Origin of the sequence: Blautia sp. MCC270, from assembly GCF_018785605.1 — a bacterium.
Taxonomy (GTDB): Bacteria; Bacillota; Clostridia; order Lachnospirales; family Lachnospiraceae; genus Blautia_A; species Blautia_A fusiformis.
Window position 1 is genome coordinate 51,831 of the sequence record NZ_WQQD01000008.1, and the last position, 16,147, is coordinate 67,977.

Sequence of the window (16,147 nt, forward strand, 5' to 3'; positions counted from 1 at the left end):
GTATACAGAAAAAAGTGACAGTTGCAGGATGGCAGCAGAGAGGAGGATATTATGAACAGAATCGACAGACTTTATATGGAAATGATCCATTATTATCAGGGGGATCCGAAGCATATCCAGCATTTTGTGAAGGTGCATGATCTTTCAAGGCTGATCGGCCAGAGTGAGGGTCTGGATGAAGATACGATGCATGTTCTGGAAGCTGCGGCTCTCGTTCATGATATCGGGATCAAAGTCGGTATGGAAAAATACGGACGCTCTGATGGAAAGACGCAGGAAGCAGAAGGTCCGGCAGCTGCCAGAGAGATGCTTACCGCACTGGGCTTTCAGGAGAGGGTGATCCGCAGAGTGGAATATCTGGTAGGACATCATCATACCTATAAGGATATTGACGGGCTGGATTATCAGATCCTTGTGGAAGCTGATTTTCTGGTTAATTATTTTGAAGATGGACTGGATAAAGAACATATAAAGAAAAGTGCAGAGAAGATCTTTAAAACAGAAACAGGTAAAAAAATAGTAAAAGACATGTTTTTCCCGGAGACTTTTCAGAAATCCGAAACCTGGGCACAGGATGCCCTTCAGGATCTGGAAGATTTTATTGAAGAGCAGGGGATTTATATCAGACAGTAAATGGAGCGTAAAATGAAAGCAGAAATAGCAGTTATGACAGCGGAGAATATAGACAGAAAGGCAATTGCCAAAGGTGGCGAGATTCTGAAAAACGGCGGGCTTGTGGCATTTCCCACAGAGACTGTATACGGCCTTGGAGGAAATGCCCTGGATCCGAAAGCATCGATGAAGATCTATGCAGCCAAGGGAAGACCTTCGGACAATCCGCTGATCGTACATATCGCAGATATCCGTGACCTGGATAAGATCGTTACGGAGGTTCCTGAAAAAGCCAGAATACTGGCTGAGAAATACTGGCCGGGTCCACTGACAATGATCCTTCCCAAGGCAGATATCGTGCCAAAGGAAACAACCGGAGGACTGGACAGTGTGGCAGTACGTTTTCCAAGTGATCCTATCGCACAGGAGTTGATCCTTGCGGCTGGCGGATATGTGGCAGCGCCAAGTGCCAATACTTCCGGAAGACCAAGTCCTACGACAGCGGGACATGTGGCAGAGGATCTGGGAGAAGCCATTGATATGATCATTGATGGAGGACAGGTAAATATCGGTCTGGAATCTACGATCGTAGATTTTACAGAAGACATACCGGTAGTCCTGCGGCCGGGATATATTTCCCTGGAAATGCTCCGGGAAACACTTGGAGATGTAAGGATGGATAAGGGGCTGATCAAACCGGACAGCAAAGTCCATCCAAAAGCACCGGGAATGAAATACCGTCATTATGCACCAAAGGCAGATCTTGCCATTGTGGAGGGGGCCACAGAGGGTGTGATCGCGGAGATCGAAAAAAGAGCTGGAGAGGCTGAGGAGAAGGGACTGACGGTGGGGATCATCGCAACAGATGAAACAAAAGGCCGATATTCACATGGAATCGTAAAGAGTATCGGAAGCCGGGAGCAGGAAGAAACGATCGCGCATCATCTGTACGAGGTCCTGCGTGATTTTGACAGCTGTAATGTAAGTGCCATTTATTCAGAGGCATTTTTTACACCAAGAATGGGACAGGCGATCATGAACCGCTTACTGAAAGCGGCTGGTCATAAAATTATCAACGTTGAGGAGGAGAAAGAAAATGATAGCACTGGGATGTGATCATGGCGGCTATGAGCTGATGCAGGAGGTAAAGAAGCATCTGGAAGAGAGAGGACTGGAGTACAAAGATTTTGGATGCAATGGTCCGGAATCTGTAGACTATCCTGTTTATGGAAAGAAAGTAGCACAGGCAATCGTAGACGGTGAGTGTGAGAAAGGAATCCTGATCTGCGGAACAGGTATCGGAATTTCCATCACTGCTAATAAATTCAAGGGAATCCGTGCTGCACTTTGTACAGATTGCTTTACTGCAGAGGCAACAAGACTTCATAACGATGCCAACATTCTGGCCATGGGCGGTCGTGTAGTAGGACCGGGACTTGCTCTGAAGATCGTGGATACATTCCTGGATACACCATTTTCCGGGGATGAGCGTCATATCAGAAGGATCAACATGATCGAGGATTGATCGATCAGTAAGAAACCAATAGAAAAAGAGGATTCTGTATGGATAAAAAAGGACAGAAACGACAGGGATATCTTTCCTGGGATGAGTATTTTATGGGTGTTGCCATGCTTTCCGGCATGCGTTCCAAGGATCCGCATTCACAGGTTGGTGCCTGTATCGTAAGTGAAGATAACAAGATCCTGTCAATGGGGTACAATGGATTTCCAAAGGGATGCTCCGATGATGAGTTTCCCTGGGGAAGAGAAGGAGATCCGCTGGATACCAAATATCTTTATGTGACACACAGTGAGCTCAATGCCATCCTGAACTACCGGGGAGGAAGTCTGGAAGGTGCCAAGCTTTATGTGTCCCTGTTTCCCTGCAACGAATGTGCCAAGGCTATTATCCAGGCAGGGATCAGGACTATCGTATACGACTGTGATAAATATGCAGATACTCCGTCGGTGATCGCATCCAAAAAAATGCTGGATGCAGCCGGAGTCCGGTATTATAAATATAACCGGACAGACCGTGAGATCACCATTAAAGTGTAAAAGAGAACAAAAATAAGAGAAAAACAGCAGCCTGGCTCCTGATTTATCATATCATCAGGGCTTCCGCTGCTGTTTTTTATGAATGGTTAAGAATGTGCTTCGGAATGAGAATCTTCCGGTGCGGATAAGGCTGTGGGAGAGATCTTTTGTGGAAAACTTAAGCAGACTTTGAAAAGGTCACCGTCCAGATAAAGTTTAAAGGTGCCACCTTGAAGCTGGGTAAGGCTCTGTGCGATGGATAATCCAAGTCCGCTGCCTTCTGTATTTCTGGCAACATCGCCACGGATGAAACGTTCGGTCAGTTCTTCAGCCGGAATGTTCAGAGGCTGTGCGGAAATATTTTTCAGGGTAAAGATGACTTGATCTTTTTCCAGAAGAACTTCTGCATAGACCCTTGTGTTCTCCATGGCATATTTCAGAATATTGCCGAAAAGATTTTCAAGGATACGCCACATCCGTCTGCCATCGGCATAGATCATGGCAGGAGAATCCGGCAGATGTGTCATCAGGGTCAGATGTCTGTTTTCCATCCGTTCTTCGAATTCACCCATCACCTGGTAAAGCATTTCCACAAAGTTCAGTTCCGTCATTTCCAGAGAAAGATTTCCGGTACTGGCTTTGGAAGCTTCCACTACATCTTCGGTCAGACTTTTCAGACGATGTGCCTTTGAGTCCAGGATCTCAAGATATTTCAGTGCTTCCGGATCTTTGAGGTTCAGCCTTTTCAGCAGATCAATGTAATTGATGATGGAAGTCAGCGGCGTTTTCAGATCATGGGAGACATTGGTGATCAATTCGGTTTTCATACGCTCATCTTTGAGGCTTTTTTCCACGGCAGCGTCCAGCCCGTCACCAATGCGGTTGATATACTGTGCCATTGCTTTCTGATCACCACGGAGTTCCTTTTCCGGGATCTTGTAAGTGAGCTCTCCATCGGTGATCCGTTTCAGGCCATCAAGGAGGAGTTCCCGTCCAAGAGCAATTTTGTAGACGCAGAAAAGCGCACCCAGATCCAGAAGGAATAGAAGCAAAAACATCAGGAACCATCCATCAGATGCCGCGAGCAGGGCACTGAAGAAAAATTCAAGGAATAGAAATACGCCAAGTCCCACTACCATACGTATTCTGCTGATGGTATTCCTGGAGAAAAAATCGATCAGCTTACCGGCTTTACAAAGACACAGATGGGGAAGCTTCAGGCATTTGCGAAGCAGGCTGTTTTTCCACAGGGTGCGAGCTTTGATTCTGCGGATCAGGCTTAAATAGCCGATCCAGAACAGGCACGTGATCAGGAAAATCGTGATACCCAGGATGATCAGGGAGGAGACAAGGTTATAGGTGGAAGCTTGCATGCTCAGTCCTGCAGTCAATACACTAAGTGCCGGGATACACACAAGTCCGGCTGCTACTTCCGTATAGATCCTGTCAAAAAAGTTCAGTTCTGGTTGAGCAGTGTCTGTATTACCGCTAGCGGAATTTCTTTTTCCGGTGTGGACAGTAAGCCAGATAAAATCTATGATAAAGAGCAGAAAACTGATCACGGTGATCACAGCAGCCGGGATAAATAAAGTACGGTAAGTCAGGAAATGCTGTCTGTCAGTTTTAATGGAATCCTGTACAGGAAGGCTGGTATCATCGATCCAGGCAAGAAAACTGCAGTTTTCATCGTATGTGGAGTTTCGAAGGAGATCGATCCAGTTTCCTACAGAAGGGTTTGCAGCAGCGGAAAGGTTCAGATTCATAAGACCATTCCGGGCATTTTTCTCATCTGTGGCAGTTTCGTTGACATTTAGGAACACGTAAGGCTTTTTGTCTGAAAAACCGGAAATATCAGTCAGGTCGGAAGTATAGGCTGCATCTGTATTTGTGAAGATTTTCTGTGAGGTGTTATCCGTATAGGCATAATGGATATTGGAATTATCACTGCTGTATTCATCCAGTGTCTGAGCAGCTTCTGTCCAGCTGGAAAAAAGATCCCGGGCATTATCCAGCTGCTCAAAGGCATCGTTCAGGTTCCCTTTGAAATTCCTGGTTTTGGATGAGGTGGAATTCATGTAATCCAGGAGACTGTCGTAACCTTCCGGTGCACAGGGGATATCAAGGATCGGAGTGAGCATATCTGCCACGTCTGTGTAAACCACGTTTCCGTTTTTGTCTGTAATGTTTTTCAGAGGTTCCTGTGACTGGATGCCGCCGTCTGCATATTCGGCGCTCAGAGCGGAAAGAATCCTCTCAGTCCAGTCTTTCTGGGAAATTCCCTCGTATTTCAGGGCACCGGAGTTGGCATTTAGTTGCAGGGTTCCGTCTTCCAGAGCTTTTTTGAAATCGGAATAGTACATATATTTTTTTTCACCCTCCGGGGTGGTAAGGCCCAGGACGATCCAGTCATCATTGGAATGGATACTCTGTGAGCTCCATTCCTTAAGATCATTGAAGGAATAGGCTAGTCCGGAGGTGTTTTTGAAGGAGAGGGAATCTCCGTTATAAAGCTCTCCGAGATCAATGTATGCATCTTCGTTTGTTTTATCCAGGATTTCTCTGGCTGAGATTCCGGACAGGATTGTGGAAGCTTTTGAGTAAAAGCTGTCAGCAAAAGCAGAGGTCTGGAAATAATCCTTTGTTTTAAGATCTTCTGCAGAGTCCATCCGGATACCTGCCTGGATCACCAGTGCCGCTGAAAAGACCATGATCAGAGGCAGGATAAGGGCAAGGACAAGAGCAGGAATGCGCATAAATGAACGGTTTTTTTCCGTATGTTTATTTTTATTCATAATACCCCTTTCTGAAGTACAGATACTTCATGGCCGGCTGGCTCACCGGCTCAGTTTTTCGATTTTATAACCCAGGCCCCAGACAACTTTCAGATAGCGGGGATCCCTGGGGTTGATCTCAATCTTTTCGCGAATGTGACGGACGTGGACGGCTACCGTGTTATCCGCGGCCAGAGCATCTTCATTCCAGATGCTCTCGTAGATCTGTGTGGTGGAAAAAACACGTCCGGGATTTTTCATGAGAAGAAGCAGGATATTATATTCGATGGGCGTCATCCGTACCGCTTCTCCATCTACCAGCACCTCTTTTTTGTCATCGTTTACCGTAAGACCTCCGGTTGTGTAGATGTGTTCTGATGCTACCGGTGCAGCGGAGCCAAGCTGTGTGTACCGGCGCAGCTGGGATTTTACCCTGGCGATCAGCTCCAGAGGATTGAAAGGTTTGGTGATATAGTCATCTGCACCGATGTTAAGGCCTAGGATTTTGTCCGTGTCTTCAGATTTTGCGGACAGGATGATGATGGGCAGAGGATTGCTTTCCCGGATCTTGACTGTTGCCCGGATCCCGTCGAGACGGGGCATCATCACATCGATGATCAGCAGATCTACAGTTTCGCTGTTCAGGATATCCAGTGCTTCCTGTCCGTCATAGGCTTTCAGAATGTGATAGCCTTCCTGCGTAAGATAGATTTCGATAGCTTCCACGATGTCTTTGTCGTCATCGCAAACAAGTATGTTAGCCACTTTTTTGTACCTCCCTGATGTTATTAGAATAGCAGCCGGAAATTAAGACGAAAGGGGTAAATTCTTAAGATTCCATGAAATCCATTGTACTATATTAAGTATATAGTGTAAACAGAGAAAGCCTTGTTGGCAGCAGACGTGATGTGCTAAACTAGTACTAGATAACAGAAAATAACGATATTGGAAGAAAGATCAGGAGAAAAGTGAAAGTGGAGAATGAAAATAAAATCAGCAGTATGGCAGGGAGCGCGCACTGTACGGAAGAAATTATGTCAGCTTGTGCTCTTTGTCCAAGAGAATGCCTGGCAGACCGGAGTGCAGGGAAAAAGGCTTCTGTGGCATGGATGAGAGAATTTATCTGGCAAGGGCTGCACTTCATATGTGGGAGGAACCCTGTATCTCCGGAACAAAAGGCTCCGGGGCAGTGTTCTTTTCCGGGTGCGGGCTGCGCTGCTGTTTCTGCCAGAATCATGATATTGCCATCGGGAGCAGGGGACGGGCTGTAAGTGTGGAACGGCTTGGAGAGATTTTTCTGGAACTGAAGGAAAAAGGAGCTGCAAACATCAATCTGGTAACAGGTGCACACTATGTACCACAGATCATAGAGGCACTGGATATGGCCCGAAGGAATGGTCTGGATATTCCGGTGGTGTATAATTCCAGCGGGTATGAAAAAACAGAAACCCTGAAGCTTCTGGAAGGATATGTGGACATTTATCTTCCGGATCTGAAATATCTGGATCCGGAGCTTGCACAGAAATTTTCTTATGCGCCGGATTATGTGCAGGCTGCAAAGGCTGCAATTGGAGAGATGGTGCGTCAGACCGGGAAATGTGAGTTTGGAGAGGATGGATACATCCGGAAAGGAACTATTGTCCGTCATCTGATCCTGCCGGGACATACAGGAAATTCCATAAAGGCTCTGAGGTATCTTCATGAAACCTATGGGGAAGATATTTATATCAGTATTATGAATCAGTATACGCCGGTGAGAAAATTTGTGGAATTTAAGGAATTAAACCGGAAAGTTACAAAAAGAGAGTATGAAAAAGTTCTGGATGCTGCTGTGGATATGGGGATTCAGAATGGATTTATACAGGAAGGAGAAACTGCTTCAGAAAGCTTTATTCCGGATTTCGATTATGAGGGAGTGGAAAAAAATACTCCATAAATGGAAGGAGGCCGGTACTTTCGTACCGGCGCGTATGAAAAAGAAAAATATTATAGAAAGTTCATCACCTTCTATGGTTTATAATATACAGTAAAAATGTGAAGAAAGTGTGTCTAACATTTGAAATAAATGTGAAAAGAACAATTTATGCCACAAACATAGCAAAATATGACGAATATTTATCAGAATTTCTTCCAGGTTTCACGAAGGAAAAGGATCAGGATCGGAAATAGCTCCAGTCGGCCGGCCAGCATATCGAAAGAAAGGACCAGCTTGGACAGCGGAGAAAAGATCCCGAAGTTTCCGGTAGGACCGATCAGGGAAAGACCGGGACCCACATTGTTTAAAGTGGTGACTACGGCTGTGAAATTTGTTACAAGATCAAATTCATCAAAACTGATGATAAAGATAGATGTAGCCACGATCATCAGATAAACGATCATATAAATATTGGTGGCACGCATAACTTCGTGAGACACCGCTTTTCCGTCCATTTTGATCTTTTTTACTGCATTGGGATGCAGATAAAGATGCAGTTCCTTGCGGACGGATTTTGCAAGAAGCAGAAGACGGGAAATCTTGATTCCGCCGCCTGTACTGCCGGCACAGGCACCACAGAAGGTAAGCAGTACCAGGATCGTTCTGGATACCGCAGGCCACTGGTTAAAATCCGTAGTGGCATAACCGGTGGTGGTGATAATAGAACCAACCTGGAAAAATGCCTGTTGAAGTGCTTCCCACACATTGTCAAACAGATGTCGGACATTGAATGTGATCATCAGGGCAGAAGCGATGATCACAAAGAAGTAGCAGCGGACCTCTTCAGATTTCAATGCTTGAGAAAACTTCCTGGTGAGAAGAAGAAAATAGACATTGAAGTTTACGCCAAACAGGATCATAAAGATGGTGATGACGATCTGAATATATAAGCTGTAGCTTCCCATACTGTCGGATTTGATTCCGAACCCACCGGTTCCGGCAGTTCCAAATGCTGCACAGAGACTATCGTAAAGAGGCATCCCCCCAAGAAGCAGGAGGATGATCAGTGCAACAGTGAGTGCAATGTAGATCTTGTACAGGATCTTGGCAGTTGACTGGACTTTTGGAAGAAGCTTTCCTACGGAAGGACCGGGGCTTTCTGCCTTCATAAGGTTCATATGATAGCCACCTGCAAGCGGAAGCAGTGTCAGGATAAATACCAGAACACCCATACCACCGATCCAGTGGGAAAAACATCTCCAGATATTGATGCTGTAAGGCATCTGTGATGGATCGGAGAGAATACTGGAACCGGTTGTAGTGAAACCGGAAACAATCTCAAAAAAAGCATCAATGGGATTCGGGATAGCCCCGCTGAGCACAAACGGCACAGCACCGACAATACTGAGGACGATCCAGCTTAAAGCAGTAGTCACAAGGCCTTCACGGGCGTAAAACGCTTTCTTGGACGGTTTGCGGCTGACCAGTGGAACACCGATGGCCAGACATGCCAGAATCGTGATCAGGAAGGCAATACCGGATTTTTCGCGGTAGATAAGGGCAGTGATGCCGGGAACCAGCATACAGACAGCCTCCACATTCATGATCCATCCCAGGATATAAATAATAATCGAATAATTCATTTGGCAGTACCTCTATTTTTCAAGTATATCTGTGATGTCGCGAAGCCCCTTGTGAGTGGTTACGATGATCACGGTATCTCCCACCTGGATCATATCCTGACCACGGGGAATGCGGATGCGGCCGTTGCGGTTCAGGCATCCCACCAGAAGATTCTTGCGGAGATTCAGCTCTGCAAGAGGGATATAAGTTACGGCAGATTCCTCACGGATCGCAAATTCCAGTGCTTCTGCATTGCCATCCAGAATATGATAAAGGGTTTCTACATTGCTGCCGATGCTGTTCTGAGTGGCACGGACATACTGCAGGATATAATCAGCAGTGATATTTTTCGGGTAGATGACACTTCCGATATCCAGGGAGTCGATGACATCATCAAATTCCAGACGGTTGACCTTGGCAACCAGCTTGGCATCGGAGATGCTTTTGGCAAAGAGAGCAAGAAATACATTCTCCTCATCCAGATTTGTCAGAGTGACAAAGGATTCGGACTCGGAAAGTCCTTCTTCTAGCAGAAGAGAACGGTTCGTTCCGTCACCATTGATGATAGTCGCATCTGGAAGCAGTTCGCTTAAGTGCTCACAGCGGTTTTTGTTCTGCTCGATGATCTTGACACTGATCTTCATACCCAGAAGTGCATGGGCAAGATAATAGGAAATGGTTCCGCCACCTACGATGATACAGTTTTTGACCTGATTGGTCTTGAGACCGATCTTACGGAAAAATGCCGCTGCATTAAGCGGAGAAGCCAGAATGGAAACCATATCTCCGTCGTGTATAATGTGATCACCACCAGGAATGGATACATTGTCACGGCTCTCGATCGCGCAGACCAGAATATCACTTCGGAAAGCATCTGAGATCTGGGAAACGCTCATTCCGTCCAGCTTGAATTCCGGGAGAACTTTAAACTTGAGAAGTTCTACACGACCACGTGCAAAGGTGTCAATCTTGATCGCAGATGGAAAACGGAGAAGCCGTGAAATTTCCTGGGCAGCGGCAAACTCCGGGTTAATGATCATGGTAACACCAAGACGTTCTTTGATGAATCCGATTTCTTTTTCATAAATGGGGTTACGGACGCGGGCGATGGTCTGACAGTGGTTGGCCTTCTGCGCGATCAGACAGCAGAGAAGGTTCAACTCGTCAGAAGCGGTAACTGCGATCAGAATATCTGCAGTATCAACACCTGCCTCCATTAAAGTATTGATGCTGGCACCATTACCGACGATTCCCATAGCGTCGATATTTTCGCAGAGATCATTGATCTTGTCGGCAATAACGTCGACAAGAGTGATATCAATATCCTCTGCCTGAAGCTGCTCTGCAAGATTTCTACCGACTTTTCCGCAGCCTACAATAATTACCTGCATAATTTCCTCCTTCAATAGCCGGTCAGGGCTACAAATCATAAGTAAAAGCGCCCATCCGTGTAAAGATAGGCAAGGATATTATAGCACTGTATATCTGATTTTTAAACAGTAATATTTTCCTGTATATATAGAAAAAAATGGCAGAAAGATAGATATATATGAAGGAAAGTGAACATTCCTGTTTTCACAAGTTTAAAAAACGGTCATAAAATATAGCGTGATCATGAATGAAAGGATTTCGATTATGGACCGATTTCAGATGAATCGTTCGGGCTGCCGGCCATATCAGTATACCTGTGGGATGAATAGCGGGATGGCAGGCCGGACGGATCGATCATTTTCTGATATGGCAAAACAGGTTCCTGCAATGGCGTATGTGCCATACCAGGAATTTGCGCCTACCTTTGAGCTGAAAAAAGCTCTTCAGGTCGGAACTATTTTCCCTGAGCTTTGCAAGCCGTTCTGCGGCAGGAGAGGAGGAAGTCGATGATGTATGGAAATTGTACTTCCAAAAAAGAACTGCTGCAGTTTATTGACCAGGTAAGCTTTGCCATTGACGATCTTCTCCTTTTTCTGGATACGCATCCAAAAGAAAAAAGAGCTCTTGAATATTACAGTGAGCTTTCAGCAAGAAGAAATGAGCTTCTGGAAAAATATGCAAAATTTTATGGACCGCTGACCATTGATACCGGAAACGACAGCAATCTTAAGTCATGGCAGTGGATGGAACAGCCGTTTCCATGGGAACAGGAAGGAGGGTGCAGATAAGGTATGTGGAATTATGAAAAAAGACTCCAGTATCCTGTAAATATCAAGACGCCTAACGCAAAGCTGGCACAGTTTATATCCAGCCAGTATGGCGGGCCGGACGGAGAAATAGGAGCTTCCATGCGGTATCTTTCCCAGCGTTTTACCGCACCGAACCGGATGGTCGCGGCAGTGCTCAATGATGTGGGAACAGAAGAACTGGCACATTTGGAAATCGTGTCCACCATTGTCCATCAGCTGACAAAGGATCTTTCTATGGAAGAAATCGAGAACAGCGGACTTGGGCCGTATTATATTGACCACACGGTGGGAATCTGGCCGCAGGCTGCAGGTGGAGTGCCCTTTAATGCCTGCGAATTCCAGAGTAAGGGTGATCCGATCACGGATCTGTTTGAAGATCTGGCGGCAGAACAGAAGGCACGCTCCACCTACGATAATATCCTCCGGGTGGTGAAAAATATCCCGGAGGTTGCAGATCCCATCCGTTTCCTTCGGGCAAGAGAGGTAGTCCATTTCCAGCGTTTCGGTGAAGCACTGAGATCCGTGCAGGAGCAGCTGGATGCCAAAAATTTCTATGCCTTTAACCCGAGCTTTGATGCTCCGTGCAAAGCCTCCTGTGAAGAGTGATGGATCAGAGAAAAAATCTGTCTGACAGGAATCATATCTGAAATAAAAAAAGCTGCACAGCCGGCAGGGATCCTGCGGCTGTGCAGCTTTGAATTTGTTTTTTGGGAAAAAGATGTTTGTAACCTACATTTCTTGTTATGCGTCTTTTTTATCGTCTTTATGCAGATTCTTCTGTGCTGTGGAAAGCATAAGCTTGATCCTGTTCAGCTGATTTACTTCGCTGGCACCTGGATCGTAGTCGATGGCAACAATGTTGGCTTCCGGATGCTCACGGCGAACTTCTTTGATGACACCTTTTCCTACGATGTGGTTCGGCAGGCATCCAAAAGGCTGGATGCAGACGATGTTCGGGACACCGCCGTGGATGAGTTCCATCATCTCTCCGGTCAGGAACCATCCTTCACCGGTCTGATTTCCGGCAGAAACGATGGGCGCAGCCATTTTTGCAAGATCACGGATATCTGCGGCCGGTGTAAAGTGGCGGCTCTGCTCCAGGGCCTCATTTGCTGTTTTTCTCAGCCAGTCGATGGCTCTGAGACCAAGATTTGCGATGGTTGCCTTGGATTTCTTGAATCCAAGCTTTTCAACCTTGAAATTCTGGTTGTAGAAGCAGTAGCAGATAAAGTCGATAAGATCCGGAACAACCGGTTCTGCCCCTTCTGCCTCCAGAAGATCTGCCAGGTGGTTGTTGGCAGCAGGCAGGAACTTGACAAGGATCTCACCTACGATACCAACGCGAGGCTTTTTCTCATCGGAGATCGGGATCGTATCAAAATCATGGACCATCTCACGGCACATTTTTTTGAAGGTACCATGGCTGACGCTGCTGCCTGTTACGAAGGCAATGACGCGCTGCTCCCAGATCTTGTGCTTGCGGTTTACGATACCCTTTTCCAGCTCGTAAGGACGCATGCGATATACGCATTTCATCAGGATATCACCGAATACGGCACCGTAAACGATACGCCTGATCAGCGGCAGTGTCAGCTTAAAGCCAGGGTTGCTCTCCAGTCCGCTTAAGTTGAGGGAGATAACCGGAATCTGTTCCATGCCGGCTTTTTTCAGAGCACGGCGGATGAATGCGATATAGTTGGAGGCACGGCAGCCGCCGCCTGTCTGAGACATGATGACTGCAGTTTTGTTCAGGTCATATTTGCCGGAAAGAAGAGCATCCATGATCTGTCCCACAACCATCAGGGACGGATAGCAGGCATCGTTGTTTACATATTTAAGACCCACATCAACAGCATGCTTGTTGTCGTTGGGGAGGACTTCCAGGTTATAGCCGGATGCTTTAAAAGCAGCCTCAAAGATTCCGAAGTGGAATGGAGACATCTGCGGGCAGAGAATGGTGTACTCCTTACGCATCTGCTTGGTAAAGGATATCTTCTCAATGGAAGCCGGCTTGATGTTCCTTTTTTTATTTTGTGCCTGTTTTGCACGGATAGCAGCAATCAGGGAACGGATACGGATCCTTGCCGCACCCAGGTTGTTGACCTCATCGATCTTCAGGCAGGTGTAGATCTTGTCACTTCCATCCAGGATCTCATAAACCTCATCGGTGGTAACGGCATCAAGTCCGCATCCGAAGGAATTCAGCTGGATCAAATCCAGATCCTCTCTTGTTTTTACAAAATTTGCGGCAGAGTAGAGACGGGAGTGATACATCCACTGGTCGTTGACACGGATGGGACGCTCCAGATGTCCAAGGTGTGCAACGGAGTCTTCGGTAAATACGGCGATTCCGTAGCTGTTGATCATATCCGGGATACCGTGGTGGATTTCCGGATCAATATGGTATGGACGGCCTGCAAGAACGATTCCGCGGCGGCCGGTTTCTTTCAGGTACTGCAGGGTTTCTTCACCCTTTTTCTGGATATCCATATGTACGGCTGCAAGTTCTTCCCAGGCCTTATGGGCAGCAGCTTTGACCTCGGCAGCAGGAATATCCTGGAATTCTTCCACAAGGCGGTTTGTCAGGATATCCTCGGAAGTAAATGCCAGGAACGGGTTGCGGAAGGTGATGGATGGATCACTGAGCTCGTCCACATTGTTTTTGATATTTTCCGCATAGGAAGTAACGATCGGGCAGTTATAATGGTTGACCGCATCCGGGAACTCGTTGCGTTCGTAAGGGATGCATGGGTAGAAGATAAATTTCACACCGTTACGGATCAGCCATGTGACATGTCCGTGAGCAAGCTTGGCCGGGTAGCATTCGGATTCACTTGGGATGGATTCGATACCCAGCTCGTAGATCTTACGTGTGGAAGTAGGAGAAAGTACCACCTGGTATTTCAGCTCTGTAAAGAAGGTATACCAGAACGGGTAATTCTCAAACATGTTCAGAACACGTGGGATACCAACCTGTCCACGGGTAGCCTTATCTGCGGAAAGTGGTTCATAGGAAAAGATCCTCTTATATTTGTAATCGAAAAGGTTCGGGATATGATCCTTGTTCTTTTCTTTTCCAAGTCCGCGCTCACAGCGGTTTCCACTGATGTATTTACGGCCGCCGGAGAATTTGTTGATGGTCAGACGGCAGTTGTTGGTACATCCGCGGCAGTTTGCCATGGAGGTGGTGTACTGGAGGCTGTTGATCTGATCGATGGAAAGCATGGAAGTTTTTTCACCCTCCTGATAGCGCTCCCTTGCGATCAGAGCAGCACCGAAAGCACCCATGATCCCGGCGATATCCGGGCGGATGGCCTGGCAGTTGGCAATCTTCTCAAAGCTGCGGAGAACTGCGTCATTATAGAAGGTACCACCCTGTACAACGATATGCTTGCCAAGCTCGGAAGCATCGGAAACCTTGATAACCTTGTAGAGGGCGTTTTTGATAACGGAGTAGGCAAGACCAGCGGAGATATCGGAAACCTCAGCGCCTTCCTTCTGGGCCTGCTTAACTTTGGAATTCATAAATACAGTACAGCGCGTTCCAAGATCAATGGGATGTTTTGCAAAAAGAGCTGCTTTTGCAAAGTCCTGTACTGTGTAGTTTAGAGATTTTGCAAAGGTTTCGATAAAGGAACCGCAGCCTGAGGAACATGCTTCGTTGAGCTGTACACTGTCAACAGTCTGGTTACGGATCTTGATACATTTCATATCCTGACCGCCGATATCCAGGATGCAGTCTACTTCAGGATCAAAGAAAGCAGCTGCGTAATAATGGGAAACGGTTTCGACTTCACCTTCGTCAAGAAGAAGTGCCGCTTTGATCAGGGCTTCGCCGTAACCGGTGGAGCAGGAAAAAGCAATTTCTGCATCTTCCGGAAGAAGGCTGTAAATCTCCTTGATGGAGTTGATGGTGGTTTTCAGCGGGTTTCCGTTGTTACTGCTGTAGAAGGAATAAAGAAGAGTTCCGTCTTCGCTTACCAGCGCGGTTTTTGTTGTGGTAGAGCCGGCGTCGATCCCCAGGAAGCATTTTCCCTTATAGGTGGAAAGATCTCCGGTTTTTACCCTGTAGGCACTCTGACGGTCATGGAAAGCCTGGTAGTCGTCCTCTGTAGCAAAAAGCGGCTCCATACGTTCTACCTCAAAATCCAGCTTGATGGTAGTCCGCATGCGTTCCTTCAGTTCAGTCAGGGAAACGGTAACATCCTGCTTTGCATTCAGGGCGGAGCCGATGGCTGCGAACAGATGAGAGTTGTCTGGTGCGATAATATGTTCATCATCCAGCTTCAGGGTTCGGATAAAAGCAGTCTTCAGCTCAGAAAGGAAGTGAAGAGGCCCGCCAAGGAAGGCAACGTGTCCGCGGATCGGTTTACCGCAGGCAAGACCAGAAATGGTCTGGTTGACAACTGCCTGGAAAATGGAGGCAGAAAGGTCTTCCTTAGTTGCTCCGTCGTTGATCAGTGGCTGGATATCTGTTTTTGCGAAAACACCACAACGTGCCGCAATGGGATAAAGTGCCTTGTAATGTTTGGCGTATTCATTAAGACCTGGTGCATCGGTCTGGAGCAGAGATGCCATCTGGTCAATGAAGGAACCGGTACCGCCGGCACAGATGCCATTCATACGCTGCTCTACATTTCCGTTTTCGAAATAGATGATCTTGGCATCCTCGCCTCCAAGCTCGATAGCAACATCCGTCTTTGGTGCCAGCTTCTGCAGGGAAGTGGATACGGCGATAACCTCCTGTACAAAAGGTACTTCCAGATGATTGGCAAGTGTCAGTCCGCCGGAACCTGTAATGACCGGACAGAGTGTCAGTTCACCAAGCTGATCCTCAGCTTTCTGAAGAAGATCTGCAAGGGTTTCCTGGATATTTGCAAAATGTCTCTCATAGTCGGAGAAGACAAGCGTATCGTTTTCGTCTAAGATCGCAATCTTAACAGTGGTGGAACCAATGTCAATTCCAAGTGTGTGTTTCTTCATAAAAAATTGATTTCCTCCTCGTTGTA

12 protein-coding genes and 1 pseudogene are annotated in these 16,147 nt (G+C 46.8%); 8 read left to right on the top strand and 5 right to left on the bottom strand.

Features of this window, described 5'->3' with window-relative positions:
• Positions 1–51 precede the first annotated feature (51 nt).
• The 4 genes from GPK58_RS03610 to GPK58_RS03625 are packed head-to-tail and all read left to right on the top strand — an operon-like array spanning position 52 to position 2,670.
• On the top strand, positions 52–633 hold the full coding sequence (locus GPK58_RS03610; protein WP_015527168.1) for an HD domain-containing protein: 582 nt from the start codon (positions 52–54) through the stop codon (positions 631–633).
• 12 nt (positions 634–645) lie between these two features.
• On the top strand, positions 646–1,728 hold the full coding sequence (locus tag GPK58_RS03615) for an L-threonylcarbamoyladenylate synthase (protein ID WP_173723237.1): 1,083 nt from the start codon (positions 646–648) through the stop codon (positions 1,726–1,728).
• Positions 1,709–2,137 carry a ribose 5-phosphate isomerase B gene (gene rpiB, locus GPK58_RS03620; protein WP_015527166.1) on the top strand — a complete coding sequence of 143 codons (429 nt, stop codon included), beginning with the start codon at positions 1,709–1,711 and terminating at the stop codon, positions 2,135–2,137. Before GPK58_RS03615 ends, rpiB begins: the two co-directional genes overlap by 20 nt.
• Before the next feature lie 38 nt (positions 2,138–2,175).
• Complete coding sequence (locus GPK58_RS03625) at positions 2,176–2,670, top strand: deoxycytidylate deaminase (RefSeq protein ID WP_015527165.1); 495 nt, start codon at positions 2,176–2,178, stop codon at positions 2,668–2,670.
• Between the two features lie 86 nt (positions 2,671–2,756).
• Here GPK58_RS03625 and GPK58_RS03630 read toward each other — a convergent pair whose 3' ends face one another.
• On the bottom strand, positions 2,757–5,441 hold the full coding sequence (locus GPK58_RS03630) for a sensor histidine kinase (RefSeq protein WP_215638220.1): 2,685 nt from the start codon (positions 5,439–5,441) through the stop codon (positions 2,757–2,759).
• Positions 5,442–5,483: 42 nt separating this feature from the next.
• Entirely contained in the window at positions 5,484–6,185 is a 702-nt protein-coding gene (locus GPK58_RS03635; RefSeq protein ID WP_021651384.1) for a response regulator transcription factor, read from the bottom strand.
• A gap of 269 nt (positions 6,186–6,454) precedes the next feature.
• Between GPK58_RS03635 and GPK58_RS03640 the strand changes: the two are divergent.
• Positions 6,455–7,356, top strand: a pseudogene (locus tag GPK58_RS03640) (radical SAM protein).
• A 182-nt stretch (positions 7,357–7,538) separates the two neighbouring features.
• Here GPK58_RS03640 and GPK58_RS03645 read toward each other — a convergent pair.
• Both GPK58_RS03645 and trkA read right to left on the bottom strand, forming a co-directional pair.
• Positions 7,539–8,978, bottom strand: coding sequence for a TrkH family potassium uptake protein (locus tag GPK58_RS03645; RefSeq protein WP_021651380.1), 1,440 nt, complete (start codon positions 8,976–8,978; stop codon positions 7,539–7,541).
• Positions 8,979–8,990: 12 nt separating this feature from the next.
• The gene (trkA, locus tag GPK58_RS03650) at positions 8,991–10,349 is read right to left on the bottom strand and encodes a Trk system potassium transporter TrkA (protein WP_015527160.1); all 1,359 of its coding nucleotides are present in this window, start codon (positions 10,347–10,349) and stop codon (positions 8,991–8,993) included.
• A 313-nt stretch (positions 10,350–10,662) separates the two neighbouring features.
• Between trkA and GPK58_RS03655 the strand changes: the two genes are divergently transcribed.
• Genes GPK58_RS03655 through GPK58_RS03665 form a run of 3 tightly spaced genes read left to right on the top strand, consistent with a single transcriptional unit; the run spans position 10,663 to position 11,744 of the window.
• Positions 10,663–10,839: a spore coat associated protein CotJA gene (locus GPK58_RS03655; protein ID WP_243269284.1), complete on the top strand. Its 177-nt coding sequence runs from the start codon at positions 10,663–10,665 to the stop codon at positions 10,837–10,839.
• Positions 10,839–11,117: a spore coat protein CotJB gene (locus tag GPK58_RS03660; protein ID WP_015527158.1), complete on the top strand. Its 279-nt coding sequence runs from the start codon at positions 10,839–10,841 to the stop codon at positions 11,115–11,117. Before GPK58_RS03655 ends, GPK58_RS03660 begins: the two co-directional genes overlap by 1 nt.
• A 3-nt stretch (positions 11,118–11,120) precedes the next feature.
• A complete protein-coding gene (locus GPK58_RS03665; protein ID WP_015527157.1) occupies positions 11,121–11,744 on the top strand; it encodes a manganese catalase family protein in 624 nt (207 codons plus the stop codon).
• Between the two features lie 135 nt (positions 11,745–11,879).
• Here the strand turns inward: GPK58_RS03665 and GPK58_RS03670 are convergent, their stop codons facing one another.
• Positions 11,880–16,121, bottom strand: coding sequence for a 2-hydroxyacyl-CoA dehydratase (locus GPK58_RS03670; RefSeq protein WP_173775713.1), 4,242 nt, complete (start codon positions 16,119–16,121; stop codon positions 11,880–11,882).
• Positions 16,122–16,147: the final 26 nt, after the last annotated feature.

Coding starts and splice junctions, on each gene's coding strand:
- GPK58_RS03655 (WP_243269284.1), top strand. CDS start 10,663: ATGGCAGGCCGGACGGATCGATCATTTTCTGATATGGCAAAACAGGTT.
- GPK58_RS03670 (WP_173775713.1), bottom strand. CDS start 16,121: ATGAAGAAACACACACTTGGAATTGACATTGGTTCCACCACTGTTAAG.
- GPK58_RS03660 (WP_015527158.1), top strand. CDS start 10,839: ATGTATGGAAATTGTACTTCCAAAAAAGAACTGCTGCAGTTTATTGAC.
- GPK58_RS03665 (WP_015527157.1), top strand. CDS start 11,121: ATGTGGAATTATGAAAAAAGACTCCAGTATCCTGTAAATATCAAGACG.
- GPK58_RS03645 (WP_021651380.1), bottom strand. CDS start 8,978: ATGAATTATTCGATTATTATTTATATCCTGGGATGGATCATGAATGTG.
- trkA (WP_015527160.1), bottom strand. CDS start 10,349: ATGCAGGTAATTATTGTAGGCTGCGGAAAAGTCGGTAGAAATCTTGCA.
- GPK58_RS03630 (WP_215638220.1), bottom strand. CDS start 5,441: ATGAATAAAAATAAACATACGGAAAAAAACCGTTCATTTATGCGCATT.
- GPK58_RS03615 (WP_173723237.1), top strand. CDS start 646: ATGAAAGCAGAAATAGCAGTTATGACAGCGGAGAATATAGACAGAAAG.
- GPK58_RS03610 (WP_015527168.1), top strand. CDS start 52: ATGAACAGAATCGACAGACTTTATATGGAAATGATCCATTATTATCAG.
- rpiB (WP_015527166.1), top strand. CDS start 1,709: ATGATAGCACTGGGATGTGATCATGGCGGCTATGAGCTGATGCAGGAG.
- GPK58_RS03625 (WP_015527165.1), top strand. CDS start 2,176: ATGGATAAAAAAGGACAGAAACGACAGGGATATCTTTCCTGGGATGAG.